General features: G+C 71.6%; 14 protein-coding genes. 5 read left to right on the top strand and 9 right to left on the bottom strand.

The features are described from left to right. Positions 1-207 precede the first annotated feature (207 nt). Positions 208-1,329, bottom strand: a complete 1,122-nt coding sequence (locus ABYE80_RS07230) for a CaiB/BaiF CoA transferase family protein (protein WP_372789597.1) — start codon at positions 1,327-1,329, stop codon at positions 208-210. 168 nt (positions 1,330-1,497) lie between these two features. On the opposite strand from ABYE80_RS07230, the gene ABYE80_RS07225 reads away from it, so the two are divergent. Beyond that, positions 1,498-3,084, top strand: a complete 1,587-nt coding sequence (locus ABYE80_RS07225) for a GMC family oxidoreductase (RefSeq protein ID WP_372789596.1) — start codon at positions 1,498-1,500, stop codon at positions 3,082-3,084. 108 nt (positions 3,085-3,192) lie between these two features. Here ABYE80_RS07225 and ABYE80_RS07220 read toward each other — a convergent pair whose 3' ends face one another. The 6 genes from ABYE80_RS07220 to ABYE80_RS07195 all read right to left on the bottom strand — a co-directional run bounded on the left by ABYE80_RS07220 (position 3,193) and on the right by ABYE80_RS07195 (position 10,282). Continuing rightward, positions 3,193-5,304, bottom strand: coding sequence for a putative bifunctional diguanylate cyclase/phosphodiesterase (locus tag ABYE80_RS07220; protein WP_372789595.1), 2,112 nt, complete (start codon positions 5,302-5,304; stop codon positions 3,193-3,195). Then, complete coding sequence (locus ABYE80_RS07215) at positions 5,291-5,767, bottom strand: response regulator (protein WP_372789594.1); 477 nt, start codon at positions 5,765-5,767, stop codon at positions 5,291-5,293. The genes ABYE80_RS07220 and ABYE80_RS07215 overlap by 14 nt, the downstream gene beginning before the upstream one ends. Beyond that, positions 5,760-7,487, bottom strand: a complete 1,728-nt coding sequence (locus tag ABYE80_RS07210) for an ATP-binding protein (protein WP_372789593.1) — start codon at positions 7,485-7,487, stop codon at positions 5,760-5,762. Before ABYE80_RS07210 ends, ABYE80_RS07215 begins: the two co-directional genes overlap by 8 nt. A gap of 125 nt (positions 7,488-7,612) precedes the next feature. Next, positions 7,613-8,395 carry a DUF427 domain-containing protein gene (locus ABYE80_RS07205; protein WP_372789592.1) on the bottom strand — a complete coding sequence of 261 codons (783 nt, stop codon included), beginning with the start codon at positions 8,393-8,395 and terminating at the stop codon, positions 7,613-7,615. A gap of 31 nt (positions 8,396-8,426) precedes the next feature. Continuing rightward, positions 8,427-9,329, bottom strand: coding sequence for a universal stress protein (locus ABYE80_RS07200; protein WP_372789591.1), 903 nt, complete (start codon positions 9,327-9,329; stop codon positions 8,427-8,429). 62 nt (positions 9,330-9,391) lie between these two features. Continuing rightward, on the bottom strand, positions 9,392-10,282 hold the full coding sequence (locus tag ABYE80_RS07195) for a universal stress protein (RefSeq protein ID WP_372789590.1): 891 nt from the start codon (positions 10,280-10,282) through the stop codon (positions 9,392-9,394). Between the two features lie 160 nt (positions 10,283-10,442). On the opposite strand from ABYE80_RS07195, the gene ABYE80_RS07190 reads away from it, so the two are divergent. Further along, on the top strand, positions 10,443-10,871 hold the full coding sequence (locus tag ABYE80_RS07190; protein ID WP_372789589.1) for a universal stress protein: 429 nt from the start codon (positions 10,443-10,445) through the stop codon (positions 10,869-10,871). Here the strand turns inward: ABYE80_RS07190 and ABYE80_RS07185 are convergent. Both ABYE80_RS07185 and ABYE80_RS07180 read right to left on the bottom strand, forming a co-directional pair. Beyond that, positions 10,864-12,249, bottom strand: coding sequence for a wax ester/triacylglycerol synthase family O-acyltransferase (locus ABYE80_RS07185; protein ID WP_372789588.1), 1,386 nt, complete (start codon positions 12,247-12,249; stop codon positions 10,864-10,866). The genes ABYE80_RS07190 and ABYE80_RS07185 overlap by 8 nt on opposite strands. Next, complete coding sequence (locus ABYE80_RS07180; protein ID WP_372789587.1) at positions 12,242-13,447, bottom strand: NAD(P)/FAD-dependent oxidoreductase; 1,206 nt, start codon at positions 13,445-13,447, stop codon at positions 12,242-12,244. The genes ABYE80_RS07185 and ABYE80_RS07180 overlap by 8 nt, the downstream gene beginning before the upstream one ends. Positions 13,448-13,618: 171 nt before the next feature. Here ABYE80_RS07180 and ABYE80_RS07175 point away from each other — a divergent pair, with 171 nt between their 5' ends. The 3 genes from ABYE80_RS07175 to cydB all read left to right on the top strand — a co-directional run. Beyond that, positions 13,619-14,455, top strand: coding sequence for a universal stress protein (locus ABYE80_RS07175; protein WP_372789586.1), 837 nt, complete (start codon positions 13,619-13,621; stop codon positions 14,453-14,455). Continuing rightward, a complete protein-coding gene (locus ABYE80_RS07170; RefSeq protein ID WP_372789585.1) occupies positions 14,452-15,864 on the top strand; it encodes a cytochrome ubiquinol oxidase subunit I in 1,413 nt (470 codons plus the stop codon). Before ABYE80_RS07175 ends, ABYE80_RS07170 begins: the two co-directional genes overlap by 4 nt. 12 nt (positions 15,865-15,876) lie before the next feature. Beyond that, the coding region (gene cydB / locus ABYE80_RS07165; RefSeq protein WP_372789584.1) for a cytochrome d ubiquinol oxidase subunit II at positions 15,877-16,436 on the top strand (560 nt) is incomplete at its 3' end.

Genomic DNA, 16,436 nt, shown 5'->3' with positions numbered 1-16,436 from the left:
TCGACAACCTGCTGCACGTCGGTGACGGCGTCCGGGACTACGGGGACGGCGGTACGCAGTCCTGCGCCGTGACCGCCAAGCACGTGGCGGACGAACTGCTGGGAGTGACCGCACCGTAGCCACCCCTCCCACCAGGGGTGCGACGTTTCAGCGACCCTCAGAGTCGCTCAGGCGTCGCACCCCCTGGGGTGGGCGACCGGGGCGCGTTCAGGCGGTGAGCGCCGCGCGTGCGGCCTCGTCGAGGCCCCAGGCCTCCAGCGCCCCGTCGGTGTCCTGCACGATCGGGCGTGCGGCTCCAGGGGTGCGGTCGAACCGGGGAGCGGCGGCCGGCTGCACCATGCCGTCGACCTCGACGAAGGTGCCGCGCGCGGCCATGTGCGGGTGCTGCGGCGCCTCGTCGAGCCCGTAGATCGCGGTCGCGCAGGTCTCCTCGGGCTCCAGGAGGGACGCCCACTCGGCGCGCGTCCGGGACTTGAAGACCTCGGTCAGTCGATCCTTGAACTCGGGCCAGCGGTCCATCGCGAACTGCGGCATCTCGTCCATCGGGATCTCGAGGAGCTCCAGGAGCCGCGCGTAGAACTGCGGCTCGATCGCACCCAGCGCGACGTAGCCGCCGTCGGCGGTCTCGTACGTCTCGTAGAAGTGCGCGCCGGAGTCCAGGAGGTTCGTGCCCGGCCGGTCGTTCCACATGCCGCCGGCCCGCATGCCGTGGAACATGGCGGTCAGGGCGGCCGCGCCGTCCACCATCGCCGCGTCCACGACCTGCCCCTGGCCCGACTGCCGCGCCTCGATGATCCCGCAGAGCACGCCGAACACGAGGAACATCGCGCCACCGCCGTAGTCGCCCACGAGGTTGAGCGCGAACATCGGCTTGTCGCCGACACGCTGGGACGGGCCCAGGGCACCCGCGAGCGAGATGTAGTTGATGTCGTGTCCGGCGACCGAGGCCATGGGACCGTCCTGTCCGTAGCCGGTCATGCGACCGTAGACGAGCTTCGGGTTGCGCGCGCGGACCTCGTCCGGGCCGAGGCCGAGACGCTCCATGACGCCGGGGCGGTAGCCCTCGATCAGGGCGTCGGCGGACTCGGCGAGCCTCAGCACCGCCTCGCGACCCGCATCGGACTTCATGTCGACGTTGACGGTGGCCCGTCCGCGGAGGGTGGGGTTGAACTTCGCGGGGAAGAGGTCGGTTCCCGGCCGGTCGAGCCGGAGGACGTCGGCGCCCATGTCGGCCAGCAGCATGGCGGCGAACGGGTTCGGGCCGATGCCGCCGACCTCGAGGATGCGGACGCCGGTCAGCGGGCCGGTGCGGGGGGGAGGAGTGCTCATGCGCGCCATCGTATGGGGCGCCCGGCCACGGCGTCCGGTTGCCGAGCGTGCGTTCGGGAAGGTCGTCGGGGGACCCACCGAGGGTCCGTCGAGAGTTGTGGTGAAACCCCCCATCGGGGGTGCGTCGCTTCGGGTAGCGTCGGGCGCAGTCCAATCCAGGAGAGAGAGATGTCTTCGTTCGACTACGTGATCGTCGGTGCCGGCTCGTCAGGTTGTGTGCTCGCTGCGCGCTTGTCCGAGGATCCGTCGGTGACGGTCGCGTTGTTGGAGGCCGGTGGTGAGGACAACGACATGGAGGTCGCGATCCCGGCCGCGTTCGGGGCGCTGTTCAAGGGACGCCGGGACTGGGACATGTCCACCGACCCGGAGCCCGCGCTCAACGGACGCCGCTGCTACCTGCCGCGAGCGAAGATGCTCGGCGGCTGCAGCTCGATGAACGCCATGGTGTACATCCGCGGCAACCGGGCGGACTTCGACGAGTGGGCGGCGATGGGCGCCGAGGGCTGGGGCTACGAGGACGTCCTGCCGTACTTCAAGCGCTCGGAGGACAACGAGCGCGGCGAGGACCTGTACCACGGGGCCGGCGGTCCGCTGTCGGTGCGGGAGTCCCGGTCGATGAACCCGATCGCCACCGCGTTCGTGGAAGCCGCCAAGCAGGCGGGGCACGAGGAGAACCCGGACTTCAACGGCGCGCGCCAGGAAGGCGTGGGCCGCTACCAGACCACGCAGTCCGAGGGGATGCGCTGCAGCACCGCGGCGGCGTTCCTGCACCCGGTCGAGGACCGCGAGAACCTCACCGTCCTGACCGACGCGTTCGTGACGGAGGTGATGATCGAGAACGGTCGCGCCGTCGGCGTGCGGCTCGAGCACCCCGACCACGACGAGATCCGCGCCGAGCGGGAGGTCGTCCTCGCGGCGGGCGCCTACCAGTCACCGCAGCTGCTGATGCTCTCGGGGGTAGGTCCCGCCGAGCAGCTCACGATGCTCGGGCTCGACGTCATCGAGGACCTGCCGGTCGGCGAGGGCCTGCAGGACCACTGCATGACCCTCATCAACTACACGACCAACCAGGAATCGCTGGTCACCGCGATGAGCGACGAGAACGTCGAGCTCCTGGGCTCCGAGGGTCGCGGGCCCCTCAGCTCCAACATCGCGGAGGCTGGCGGGTTCATGCGCACCCGCCCGGGCCTGGAGGGCCCGGACTGCCAGTTCCACTGCGCCCCGGCTCCGTTCTTCGACGAGGGGCTCGGAGCGACCACCGATCACTGCCTGGCCTTCGGTCCTGGGGTGGTGAAGCCGACCAGTCGCGGGTCGGTGTCGCTGCGTGGTCCCAGCGCGCACTCCAAGCCGCGGATCATCCACAACTACCTCACGACCGAGGAGGACCGGCAGACGATCCTCGCCGGCATGCGCATGGCCCTGGACATCGCCTCCCAGCCGGCGATGCAGGCGATCATCACCGGGGACTTCAAGGCCCCCTCGAAGGACGCCACCGACGATGAGCTCTGGGAGTTCATCCAGGCCAACACGATGACCATCTACCACCCGACCTCGACCTGCGCGATCGGGCCGGTCGTCGATCCCCGCCTGAAGGTGCACGGGATCGAGGGACTGCGCGTGGCCGACGCCTCGGTGATGCCGACGATCGTGCGCGGCAACACCAACGCAGCATGCATCATGATCGGCGAGAAGGCGGCGGACCTCATCAAGCAGGACGCAGCCGCCACCTCACCCGTGACGCCGGCCGCCGCCTGAGCGGTCCGGGTCCCCGACCACCGCGACGCCACCCGGACGTCGCAGCAGCGGTCCCGGGGACCCGAGCGCGCGCCTGACCCCTCCGACGGGACGACCGTCGGACGCGGGTCAGGACGCCGGTGCCGCGTTCGCGATGCTGCGGCTGAACGCCGCCGCGTCCGCGGCGGGCATCGGCCGGGCGAGGTAGAAGCCCTGGGCGAGCTCGCAGCCCGCCGCGCGCACGAGCTCGAGGTCCCAGGCGGTCTCGACGCCCTCGGCGATCACCCGCATGCCCAGCGTGGCGGCCAGGCCGGCGATGGCCCGCACGATGTCGCGACTCCCGGGATCGCCGGCCATCGACGCGACGAACGAGCGGTCGATCTTCAGCGTGTCCCCGGGGAACCGGTGCAGGAAGGCGAGCGAGGAGTACCCGACGCCGAAGTCGTCGATGTGCGCGCGGACGCCGATCTCCCCGAGCTGCGTGAGCGTCGAGCGGACCGTCTCCGGGTCGTCCAGGATCACGCTCTCGGTGATCTCCAGGCGCAGGGACCGGCCTTCGAGGCCCGACTCCTCCAGGGCCGCCAGCACGTCGCCCGCGAGGTCGCCGCGGTTGAAGTGGCGACCCGAGATGTTGACGCTGATGGTCACCTCGGGTGAGACGATCTTCTCGTCGAGCCATCGGCGCAGCTGCGCGCACCCGGACCGCAGGGCCCAGCGACCGATGTCGCCGATGAGCCCGGTCTCCTCCGCGATCGGGATGAAGTCCGCCGGCGGGACGGCCTGGCCTTCCAGGTTGGTCCACCGGGCCAGCAGCTCGAAGCCGACCAGCTCGCCGCTCGCCGCGCGCAGGATCGGCTGGTAGTGCGCGGCGAGCCGGTCGTGCTCGAGAGCGCTGCGCAGCTCGGTCTCCACGTCCAGACGACGGATGACCTGCTCACGCATCCCGTGATCGAACACCGCGTACCGCGCACGGCCCTCGCTCTTGGCCCGGTACATGGCCGTGTCGGCGTCCCGCAGGAGATCGGCGGCGCTGACCCGAGGTCCGCTCAGCGCGATGCCCGCGCTGGCCCCGATCACGAGCTCGCGCCCCTCGATCACGAACGGCTGGTTGAGCGTCCGCAGGAGCCGGGCCACCGCGACCTCGGCGTCGACGCCCTGGTCGATGTCCTCGAGGAGCACGGTGAACTCGTCGCCGCCGAGGCGCGCGACGGTGTCGCCGGGCCGCAGTCCGGACTCCAGGCGGCGCGCCACCGCAACCAGCAGGTGGTCGCCCGCGGTGTGCCCGAGACCGTCGTTGACGACCTTGAAGTGGTCGATGTCGAGGAACGCGATCGCACAGCGCGCCTCGGGCCGGCGGGCCGACCGGGCGATGGCGCGGGTGAGCCGGTCCATGAACAGGGCCCGGTTGGGCAGGCTGGTCAGCGCGTCGTGCAGCGCGTCGTGCACGAGGCGGTCCTCGGCCTGCTTGCGTGCCGTGATGTCCGTCAGCGACCCCGCGAGACGCTGCGGCTCCCCCTGCTCGTCCGTGATCGCGATCCCGCGCGTGAGCATCCACCGCCACGTGCCGTCGGCGTGGCGCATCCGGTGCTCGACCTCGAGGTGCGAGGTGTCGCCGGCGAGATGCGCGTCGATCTCCGCCCGCAGGCGCAGCCGGTCGTCGGGGTGGACGCGACCCAGCCAGTCTTCGGGCGACTCCGTCGCCTCGACGCCGGGCAGCCCGAGCATCGCGCGCCAGCGCCCGGAGAGGTACACGCGCCGGTCGGGCAGGGACCAGTCCCAGACGCCGTCGTTGGCGCCTCGGACGGCCAGTGCGTACCGCTCCTCGCTCTCGCGGAGGGCCCGAAGGGCCTGGGCGGTGTGCAGGGAGTACCGCAGTGATCGCTCCAGCACGTCGGGGGTCAGACCGTCCTTGACGAGGTAGTCGGCGACGCCGAGCGCCGTCGCCTCGAGATCGACCGCGTAGTCGTTGATCCCCGTGAGCAGGATGACCGGTACGGAGCGGGGCGCGCCGCGCAGTTCACGCACGAGATCGAGGCCCGTGCGGGATCCGAGCCGGTAGTCGACCAGGTGCACGTCGTAGGAGCCCGTCCGCGCCATCTCCAGGCCGGTCTCGTAGGTCTGCGCCGCCTCGACCTCGAACGCCATGGTGGCCGCCCGCTCCAGCAGGTGTCGGGTGATGAGCTCGTCGTCCGCGTCGTCCTCGACGAGCAGGACCCGGCGGGGGCGGTCAGGCTCGGGCATCCGGTCCGTCTCGCGGGAGTTCGACGATCTCGAACCAGTACTGCGACCAGACCCGCATCACGTCCACGAGGCCCTGGAAGGTGACGGGCTTCGTGATGAACGAGTTCACGCCGAGGTCGTAGGTCCGGAAGATGTCCTCCTCCGCCTTGGAGGTGGTCAGGATGACGACCGGGATGTGTCGCAGGTCAGGATCGGACTTGATCTCGGCCAGCGCCTCGCGACCGTCCATGCGCGGCATGTTCAGGTCCAGCAGGATCACGCCGGGCGTGGGCGAGTCCGCAGGGTCGGTGTAGTTCCCCTCGCGGCGCAGGTAGTCCAGGAGCGCCTGCCCGTCGACGACGAACCGCAGATCGTTGGCGAGCCGGCTCGCCCGCAGGGCCTCCTGGGCCATGAGCCGGTCGTCCTCGTCGTCCTCGGCCATCAGGATCACGATCGGCTTCTCGGGGCGGCGCGTGTCAGGCATGGCTCATCATCCGGTCCTCGGGTTCCGGCGTGGACGCAGCGGTCGCCTGGTGGACCGGCAGGCGCACCGTGAAGCGCGCGCCCTCGCTCGGGACGCCGGTCGCGACGATCGTCCCGCCGTGACGTTCGGCGATCTTGCGGCAGAGGGCGAGGCCGATGCCGGTGCCGGGGTACTCGGAGCGACCGTGCAGGCGTTCGAAGATCCGGAAGATGCGCTCGGCGTACTGCGGCTCGAAGCCGATGCCGTTGTCCTGGACGACGAGCTCGCACCGGTCCTCGGCCACCGTGGCGCCGACGCTCACCTCTGGTGCGACGTCGGGGCGGGCGAACTTCAGGCCGTTGGCGATGAGGTTCTGCAGGAGCTGCCGCATCTGCGTCGGGTCGGCGTCGATGGTCGGGAGATCCCCCACGCGCACCGTGCCCCCGGCCGCGGCGATCCTGGGCTCGAGGTCGTAGAGGACCCCTTCGGCCACCTCGCGCAGGTCGACCGGGACGAAGGGCGTGCCCTTGGTGGAGACCCGGGAGAACGTCAGGAGGTCGTCGGTCAGCGCGCGCATCCGCCCGGCGGCGCGTCGCATGCGATCGAGGTGGTCGACGACCTCGTCGGGCAGGCCCTCGCCGTGTCGCTCGACGATCTGATCCCCGAAGAACTGCACCTTGCGTAGCGGCTCCTGGAGATCGTGCGAGGCGATCGACGCGAACTCCTGCAGGTCGGCGTTCGACCTCGCGAGCTCCGCGGCGCGCGCCTCGAGCGCCTGGTTCATGCGCTCGACGTCGTCGTTGCGCGCCTCGAGGTCGGCGTTGGCGTCCGCGAGCGCGCCACTGCTCCGCAGCACCCCGCGCAACAGCACGAGCGCCAGCAGGGCCGCCAGCGCGAAGGCGGAGAAGACGATCCACGGCACGACGGTGCGGGCCCCGGAGATGGACAAGTACAGGTCCTTGGTGGTGGCGGTCAGCACGACCTGCCATTCCGAGCCGGTGACGCGGGCAGAGGTCAGGTACCGCTCCGTCCCGCCGCCGTCGTACTCCCCGTCGGCGGCGCGCCGCACGGCGGGGAGCGCGCCGGGTGCCCGTAGGGGCTGGGCCGGTGGCTGAGTGCGGTCGGTCGTCCCGACGACGACGCCGGCGCTGTCGACCACGTACGCGTCGGCGCTGTCGCTGTTGGGCAGGCTCTCCAGGTAGCTCCCGAGGAACGACGAGATCAGCTCCGGCTCGAAGGAGCTGACCAGGATGCGTAGGCGACCGTCGATCCGGTACGGCACCGCGTACTCCAGCACCTGGCCCCCGTCGGTCGGTGAGGCCAGCACACCGGAGAGCCCGAAGGGCGCACCCGCGATCACGCCGCTGACCCACGGCGGCTTCTCGTCGAGCGCGCGCGTGACCGCGGCGGGGGTCCCGCTCGACGCCGCGAGAACCCGGCCGTTGGCGCTCAGCACGACCGCGTAGGGGTAGCGCCCGGTCCGCGCGATCTGATCCAGGCCCTCCTGCGGGATCTCCGAGGCGCCGATCACGCGACGGTTCTCCTCGTTCGGGGTCGAGGCGGTGGACGCGAAGAGCGACGACGTCAGCGCGGCCGAGACCTCGGCCCGTTCCCGGAAGCGCTGCTCGATGTCCTCACGCGCCGTGCTCTGCGCGCTGGTGAGCGCGAGCACGAAGGCCAGCACGGTGACGGCGACCAGGACGCCGGCGACGGCAAGGGCACCAGGGCGACGTCGGGGCATGGGGCGGACTCGTTCCGGAGGGGGTCTCGACGGCAGCCCGTGCCGCCGACTGCTCCCAGGACACCACATGCTTGAGCGGCCGGACAGCCCGTTGGACGGATGTGCGAGGCGGGAACGCGTCGAGGTCAGCGGTCGCTGAGGACGATCTCGACCTCGTCGCCCGCGAACGCGGCATGCCCCTGGACACGCGCCGCCTCGGGCAGCGGCGTCTCGTAGGACCAGCAGGCGTCCTGCACCACGCGGTCCCCGGCTCGGACGTGCCAGTAGGTCGATTCGCCCTTGTACGGGCACTGCGCGCGCGTCGACGACGGCACCAGCGCACCGATCGCCACGTCGGCCGGGGGGACGTACACCCGCACCGGGTGTCCCGTCTCGAACAGCAGGCGCGGGCGCCGGGTGCGCGCGACCTCGACACCGGCGACCGTCACGACGGCCGTTCGGGCACTGTCGTGGACGTCCACGCGCGTGTAGGGATCGCGGAGGTGCGGACCGAACACCCGGTCCTCCTCGACGAGGAAGTGCTCGATCTTGAAGCGGTCGAAGGCGGCGAGACCCGCGAGCCAGGGCGCGGTCTCGATCGGGTGCTCGTACGCCCACAGGGCATCCGGGACGCCGGCGACCGACCAGTAGCTGCACTCGCCCTTGAACGGGCACGACGTCGACGTGTCGGTGCGCTCGATCAGCGACCGATCGACGTCGGGGAACGGGACGTAGGCCACCGGCAGCAGCCCCGTCTCCATCAGCAGCGACGCGCCCAGCGTGTCGGCCGCCAACCTGCCCGCGACCACCACGCGCAGACGCCTCGGGTACGGCTCGAGGTGCAGCTGGTGCGCGGGGCCCTCGAGCGAGAAGTTGGAGGGAGCGCGACCGCCCCCGGCCAGCGGACCGGCGCCCTTGGTCAGTCCCATCCGGCGACGCTAGCAGGCCCTCCGGCCCCGCTCAGGACGAGGGGACCGGCTCCTCGGCCGACTCGCGGTCGGTGCGGCGGACCGGCTGGACGCCGCGGGGGACGATCAGCGTCGGGCACACCGCGTGGTCCACGAGGTAGCGCGACACGCTGCCGATCAACGCTCCGCGGAGCGGCCCGTAGGACCGTGACCCCGCGACGAGGAGGTCGACGCCCTTCTCGCAGGCCGCGACGAGCGCGTGCCCCGCCGCGCCCTTGAGGACCTCGCCGGTCGCGTTGAGGGAGTCGGGCAGCTCGGCCACGATCTTCTGCACGTCGGCATCGAGCTGGTCGAACGCCGGGCTCTTGATCTCCATCAGCGGCAGGTCGAGTGTCGCGGTCGGGGCGTCGCAGGCTGCGAGCACCCGCAGGGTCGCGCCGTGCTCCCGCGCCAGCACCTGCGCGTACGTCAGCGCGGCGGCGGACTCCTCACCGCCGTCGTACGCGACGGCGATCGTGCGGACCGCCGTCGCCTGGCGCTCACCCGGAGCGACCGCCACCGCGCACGGCGCGCCGTGGATCAGGCGCTCCGCGAGGCTGCCCGGGGCGATGCGCCCGAGCTTGCCGCGGTGGGTGGCCCCGACGACGATCGTCTCGGCCTGCTCGCGTTCGGCGACAGCGCAGAGCGCCGGGGCCGGCCGCCCCATCTCGGTGACCCGCTCGGCGTTCTGCACGTGCAGCTCACCGAGCGTCATGGAGGCGGCGTGCCGAGCCTCCTCCTCCAGCCGCGCGTCCGCCGCGATCGAGCCTCCCGGCGCCAGCGTCGGCACGCTCGGCTCGTAGGAGGTCACCGCCAGCACCCGTCCGCCGCTGGGCTGCGCGAGTTCGGCGGCCAGTTCGACTGCTGCGCGGGCGGAGGGGGTTCCGTCGTATCCGGCGACGTAGACCTTGGGCATGGTGGGACTCCTTCTGGGGCGTCGGGTGGGCGATCGAGCGGCGATGGCGGGTAGGGCACCGGTCAGGTGAGGGCCGGCACCTCGCTGAGGACGGTCTGGGGCAGGACCAGGACCGCGCACGGGGCGTCGTGGAGGACGCGACCGGCCGTGCTCCCGACGATGACGCGGCCGACCGTGCCGTAGGCGCGAGAGCCCATCACCAGCAGGTCGACCTCGCTGCCGAATCGGGCGAGCTCCTCGCCGGGCAGGCCCGACAGCAGCTTGGTGCTCACGGGGACGCGCCCATCGACCTTCTCCTCCGCGCGTTGCAGTACGGCGTTGCCCTCGGCGCGCACGGCCTCCAGGTAGCGGGCCGAGCCGGCGGCATCCAGCCACGGAGGCACGGCGTAGCCGATCGGTGTCTCCGCGACGTGGACGATCCGCAGCGACGCCCCCATCTGCTCGGCGAGCGTCACGGCGGCGTCGAGGACGGCATCGGACTCCTCGCCGCCGTCGATCGCCACGCCCATCATCGGCCGGTCCTCGCTCGTGCGGTCCGCGTACCCGGCGGGGGCGACGGCGATCGGGCAGGTGGAGCCGTGGAGCGTGGACAGGATCAGGTCGCCCTGGAAGACGCGCTCGATGGTCCCTCGGTGGGTGGGGCCCATGACGAGCAGGTCGGCGTGCTCGCGCTCGGCGAGCGAGTGCAGGCCGCGGGTGATGGAGCGCGACACCACGACGGCGATGCCGGCCTCGACCCCGTCGGTGTCGTGCGGCACGAGCAGGGAGAGCTCGCGCTCCATCGCTCCGCGTTGGGCGCGGGCGAAGACCTCGCGGTCGGCCATCATCGGCACGACCGCCACACCGGCGACCAAGAGCGAGGCACCACGGGCGCGGGCGAGGTCGACCGCCAGGGCGACGGCGTCGGCGGCGGCGTCGGGCGGGGTGGCGGCGACGATGATCTTGGCGGGCATGAAGACCTCTCTGGACAGCGGAAACGAACCTGAGATCAGTGTCGAACCCGCGGCACGGAGCGGCATCCGTAGCTTTTCCGCCCGTTCACGCGGGTCTGCCGTGGGCGCCATGCGCCCGTGTCCCGAGGCGACCGGCCCCAGGGTGCGCGACTATTGTCGCGTGTCCGATGACCGCACCATCGTCGTGGGCTTCGACGGATCTCCCGCCGCCCGCCGTGCGGTGACCGCCGCCGTGCGGTTCGCCGGGCAGGGCCGGGTCGTGGTCGTCCACGCGGACGCCTCGGCGCCACTGCGCCCCGGGTTCAGCTGGCGGGAGACCATCGACCCGCACCGCACCGAACATGGTCGTGCGACGCTCGACTCGCTCCTGCTCGGTGGCAACGACGAGCTGGCCGACGCCAACTGGGACCTGCGTCTCGTCCACGGGGACGTGGCGTCCGCACTGCTGGAGATCGCCCGGGTCGAGAAGGCCGACGCCATCGCGGTCGGCACCCACGGTCACGGGGTGCTGTCGTCCCTCCTGGGCTCGGTGACCTCGCGCCTGGTGCGTGAGGCCGACCGCCCCGTCATCGTGGTGCCGATCACCTGACGCCCGGCGCGTGCGCAGCGCGCTGGAGCTCCCGCAGGCCCTCCGCGATCCCGTCCGCCAGCACGTCGGCGTCCGGTACGGCGTCCGGGTCGACGCACACGCCGAACACGAGCGACCCGTCGTAGCTGATGATCGCGACGCCGACCGCGTGCTCCGCGGCCAACGGGACGTAGGGGCAGACGAACGCCATCCGTGACCCGAACGCGTACAGCGGCTGGGAAGGGCCCGGGACGTTGGTCACGGTGACGTTGAACAGGCGCTTCGCGAACAGCGAGCCCGCGAGGTACTGGTGCACCACCGGCGGCACCGCACCGGTGACGTGCAGCAGCGTGTCGGCGCCGAGCGGCTCACGACCCTGCTTCATCGTGCGGGTCGTCTCCCGCACGATCCGGTGACGCTCGAGCGGGTCGGGTTCGGCGACCGGAAGCTCGACGAACAGGGAGCTGATGCGGTTCCCCGTCGAGCTGCCGTCGGACGCACGCAGGTTGACCGGGACCATCGCACGCAGCCCGGCGCCCGGCGGCTCCTCGCCGCGGGTCAGGAACACCCGGCGGAGGCCCGCCGTGACGGCCGACAGCACGACGTCGTTGACGGTGCCTCCGAGCGCGGCACGGATCTGCTGCGCCTCGTCCAGCTCCAGGTGCACGGCCGAGAGCCCGCGTCGGGGCCCGATCGCGCAGTTCAGGCTCGTGTCGGGCGCGGCCTGCAGCTCGTCGCGCACCAGCAGCTCGGCCAGGGCCCACGCGCGCTGAGCGGTCTCGCGAGGGTGCAGCGCCGCGTGGATCGCCTCCCGGGCCACTCCCAGTCCAGGGAGCGACGGCCCGGAGTGGTCGCGGGCCGGCTCGACGGGCGGGGGGCCGGCCGGCGCCGGCGCCTGGGTCCCGCCGGTGGGGGACGGGTCGAGCAGCAGATGGGCGATCTGCACGCTGCCGACGCCGTCGACGAGGCAGTGGTGCGTCTTGGTGAACATGGCCCACCGGCCCTCCGCGAGACCCTCCAGGAGGACGATCTCCCAGAGCGGGTGGTTGCGATCCAGGCGGTGCGAGAACTGCTCGCCGGACCATTCCAGGAGCTCGTCCCAGCCGCCGGGGTGCGGAAGCGCGGCGTGGCGGACGTGGCGGGCGATGTCGAACGCCGGGTCGGTCTCCCACCGCTGCCAGCGCAGCCGGCCGGCGTCGGGATGTGCCAGCCGCTGGCGGTAGCGCGGGAGCAGGTGCAGGCGTGAGGAGATCTGCGCGCGGAGATCCTCGAGCGTCGGGTTGGGGCCGTGCAGCGGGCGCTCGAACACCAGCACGCCACCGATGTGCATGTGCGCGGTCGGGTCCGCGTCCTCGAGTTCGAGGAAGGTCCCGTCGAGGGCGGTGAGCTGGTCAGACACGGTGAGCCTCCATCCCTGGGAGCGGGAGATCGATGGGCCGGCTGGCACGGTGCGGCGGCAGGTCCATGAGCCGCTCACCGACCTCTCCGGCGAGGTACGGGGCGAGGTAGGCGCCGGCGACCTTGCCGGGGGGCCACCACATGAGCTCGGACGTCGCGACCCCGACACCGTGCTCGGTGTCCCGGAGGTGGTGGTCCTCGGCCCCGGTCAGGAGCGTTCCTCGGAGGACGGGGCGGTAGGGCGTCGGCTCGATGTCGGCGCCGGCCTCGTGGGCGAGCATCTCGGCGATGGCGTCCGCCTGCTGCGCGGCGAGCCCACCCTGCTTGACGGGGCGCGCGGTCATGTCACCCGCCGCGTACACGCCGTCGACGCCGCGGACGCGACCGAAGTCGTCGACGGGGACGAACCCGTGCTCGTCGGACGGGAGGCCCGGGAGTCCGGGGCCCTTGAGCTCCGGGAGCGCGACCACGCGGGTCCGGTCGAGCACCTGGTCGGTCGGCTCGAGCAGCAGCGCTCCGTCCTGGCGCTGGCGTGCGCGGACGCCCGTGTGGAGGTGGATCCCCGCGCGTCCCAGGAGGCGCCGCACGTCGGCGGCCGCGGCGAGACCGAAGAGGTCCAGCGGGTGTTCCTCGGGCGTGACGAAGTGGATCTCGAGGGACTCGATGCCCATGCCCCTGACCTGCTTGGCCGTCATCAGCGCGAGCTCGTAGAGCGGCAGGCTCCAGGTCGCCCCGGGAGGGACGACGAACGTGAGGCGGTCGCAGTGCCCCTCCTCGAGGTCCCGGAGGAGGTCGTTGTAGTCGGTCGGGTCGCATGCGGCAGAGAACGTCAGCGAGCGGCGGTAGACGGTCGCGGGGCGCGCACCGAGAGCCAGGACGAGCGCGTCGTAGGGCAGACGCTCGCCGTCGGTGGTGAGAAGGTGATGCTCGGCGGTGTCGACGCTCGCCACGGCGTGATGGAGCAGCCTGGCGTCGGTCTCCGCCGCCACGCGCAGGAGCGGCACCGTGCTCGCGCGGCCTTTCGCGAAGGGCTGGGCCACGAGCATCGGGCGCAGCACGAAGTGCTCGTCGGGCGCGACCAGCGTCAGGTCGACGCGCTCGCGCGCGAGGTCGTGCAGCGCCAGCGCAGTCTCCAGTGCGGCGACGCCACCCCCCGCGATCAGGACGCGCATGGAGGTCCGGTCGTCTCGATGGATCATGGACAGACCCTGCCTGCGTGCGCCGTGCATGCCCAGGGTGGTCTGCCACGAGGTCGTTGCGGAACTTCCACGACAGGTGGCGTTCCCCGAAGCCCGACGTGGCGAAGTACGGATCCGCTCGCGTAGGGACGCCCGTGGGATGCGAGGCCCCCCGCGCCTACCGTCGTCGCCATGAGCTCTTCGCCAGTCCTGATCGCCTACGACGGGCGCACCCCCTCGGCCCTTCGCGTGGGAGACGTGCTGGCCCGTACGTTGCGCCTGGACGTCGTGCTCGCGACCGCCTACCACTACGAGCCGGTCGCCTCGAGCTCCCGGCAGGTCCCGGGGGAAGGGAACGTTCAGCGCTACGGCCGCGCGGAGGCGATCGTCGAACGGGCGGCCGCGGAGATCAAGACCCCCGACGTCAGGACCCGGACGCTTCCCGCCGAGGACACGCACAGGTCGCTCGTCGACCTCGCGGTCGAGATCGATGCGACCGCGATCGTGGTGGGGCCCGACATCCAGGGCGATGTCACGCGGTCCCTCGGGGCCGGCGCGCCGTGCCCCGTCGTCGTCGCGCCAGAGGATCCCCGGCTGGTGTCCGAGGCCCTGGACGTGGTCGGTGTCGCCTACGACGGGTCCGTGGGGAGCCGCTACGCGGTGACCGCGGCCACCGACCTGGCGGAGCGCACGGGCGGCATGGTGCGGCTGATCGCGGTGGCCACCGACCAGCATCACGGGCGCGAGACGCAGCTCGCCGCCGAGCACGCGCTGGACGGCGTGGAAGGGCTCGCCCACGAGGTCGAGATCCGCTACGGCGAGATCAGCCGCGAGCTGCGCGAGGCGTCACGGAACCTGGACCTGCTGATCTGCGGATCGCACGGGCGTGGCCGGATCATGCGCGGACTGCTCGGCAGCGTCTCCACGGAGCTGATCGAGCTCCCGAACTGCCCGGTGATGGTCATTCCCTCCGGCATCAGGCGTCTCGGCGGATCCCCGCTGGGGCTGTCGTCCGGAGCCGCTGCATGAGCGCGCTCGAGCTGGCCCGCTACCAGTTCGGGATCACCACCGTCTTCCACTTCCTCTTCGTCCCGGTCACCATCGGGCTGGCCGTCTGGGTCGCCACCTGCCAGACGCTGCATCACCGCACGGGCAAAGAGGTCTATGCCCGGATGACGAAGTTCTGGGGCAAGCTGATGCTGATCTCGTTCGCCGTCGGCGTCGTCACCGGCATCGTCCAGGAGTTCCAGTTCGGCATGAACTGGTCGGACTACTCGCGGTACGTGGGCGACGTGTTCGGGGCGCCGCTGGCCATGGAGGCGCTCGCGGCGTTCTTCCTCGAGTCGACCTTCATCGGCGTGTGGCTGTTCGGCAAGGGGCGGGTGTCTCCGAAGATCCACCTCGCGTCGATCTGGGCGTTCGCCGGGGGCACGATGCTGTCCGCCTACTTCATCCTCGCGGCGAACTCGTGGATGCAGCACCCGGTCGGCTACAGGATCAACGAGGCGACCGGTCGCGCCGAGATGACGTCGATCTTCGAGGTCCTCACGAACTCCACGGCGCTCTACGCCTTCTCCCACACGATCCTGGCCGCCTTCAGCACGGCCGGAGCCGTCGTCCTGGCGGTCAGCGCCTGGCACCTGATCCGCCGCAACGCGACCGACGTCTTCGGCACGACCGTCCGGTTCGTGGTCCCGGCCGTGTGCGTCGCGACGATCGCCGGCGCGACCGTCGGGCACTTCCAGGGCATGCTGCTCGAGGAGCAGCAGCCGATGAAGATGGCGGCGGCGGAGGCCCAGTACGAGACCGAGAAGGGGGCCGGGTTCTCGATCTTCGCCATCAGTCACCTCGAGAAGAACCCAGGGCACCTCAACACCAACATCGAGATCCCCAAGACCCTGTCGCTGCTGGCCACCGGCAGCTTCAACGGCGAGGTGCGGGGGATCAACGACGTGCAGGCCGAGTACGAGCGCACCTACGGTCCCGGGGACTACGTGCCGGTGGTCGCGGTCACCTACTGGACCTTCCGCCTGATGGTCGGCGCCGGGACGGCCCTGATCCTCCTGACGGCCGCCGGGTGGTGGCTGCTGCGCAAGGGCAGGCTCGGCGAGAGCCGGCTGTGGCTGAAGCTCGCGGTCCCGGCCGTCGCCCTGCCGTTCATCGCCAACTCCGCCGGATGGATCTTCACCGAGATGGGGCGCCAGCCGTGGGTGGTGCAGGGACTCCTGCGCACCCAGGACGCGGTGTCGCCGACGGTGAGCTCCGCGCAGGTCGTGCTGACGCTCGTCGGCTTCACCGTCCTCTACGGGACGCTGGCCGTCATCGCCGGGCGGCTGTTCCTGCGCGAGGCCAAGCACGGCCCCGATGCGCCGCCGGACGATCCTGACGCGCCCGACGGCGACCGCCAGGACACCCCCGACCTCGCTCTCGCCTACTAGGAGGCCTGCACCATGGCCGATCCCACGACCCTGCAGGTCGTCTGGTTCCTGCTCATCTCGATCCTCTGGCTCGGGTACTTCGTCCTCGAGGGGTTCGACTTCGGCGTCGGCATGCTGCTGCGGCGCATCGGCAAGACCGAGCCCGAGAAGCGCGCGGTCATCCACACCATCGGCCCGGTCTGGGACGGCAACGAGGTGTGGCTGCTGACCGCGGGCGGCGCGACGTTCGCGGCGTTCCCGGAGCTGTACGCAACCCTGTTCTCGGGCTTCTACATCGCCCTCTTCGTGATCCTGGCGGCGCTCATCGTCCGCGGCATGGCGTTCGAGATGTGGGGCAAGAACAGCTCGCCCCGCTGGCGGGCCGGATGGGAGTGGGGGTTGCTGATCGGCAGCGCGCTCCCCGCCCTGCTGTGGGGTGTCGCGTGGGCCAACATCGTCCGCGGCGTTCCGCTCGACGCGGCCCACGAGTTCAACGGGACGCTGTTCGACCTGCTCAACCCCTACGGGCTCTTCGGGGGCGTGACGACCCTCGTCCTGTTCTACGCCCACGGCGCCCAGTTCCTCGGGCTCCG

The sequence above is a fragment of the Paraconexibacter sp. genome, from assembly GCF_041602235.1.
GTDB lineage: Bacteria > Actinomycetota > Thermoleophilia > Solirubrobacterales > Solirubrobacteraceae > Paraconexibacter.
This window is presented reverse-complemented; position numbering and strand designations above follow the sequence as displayed.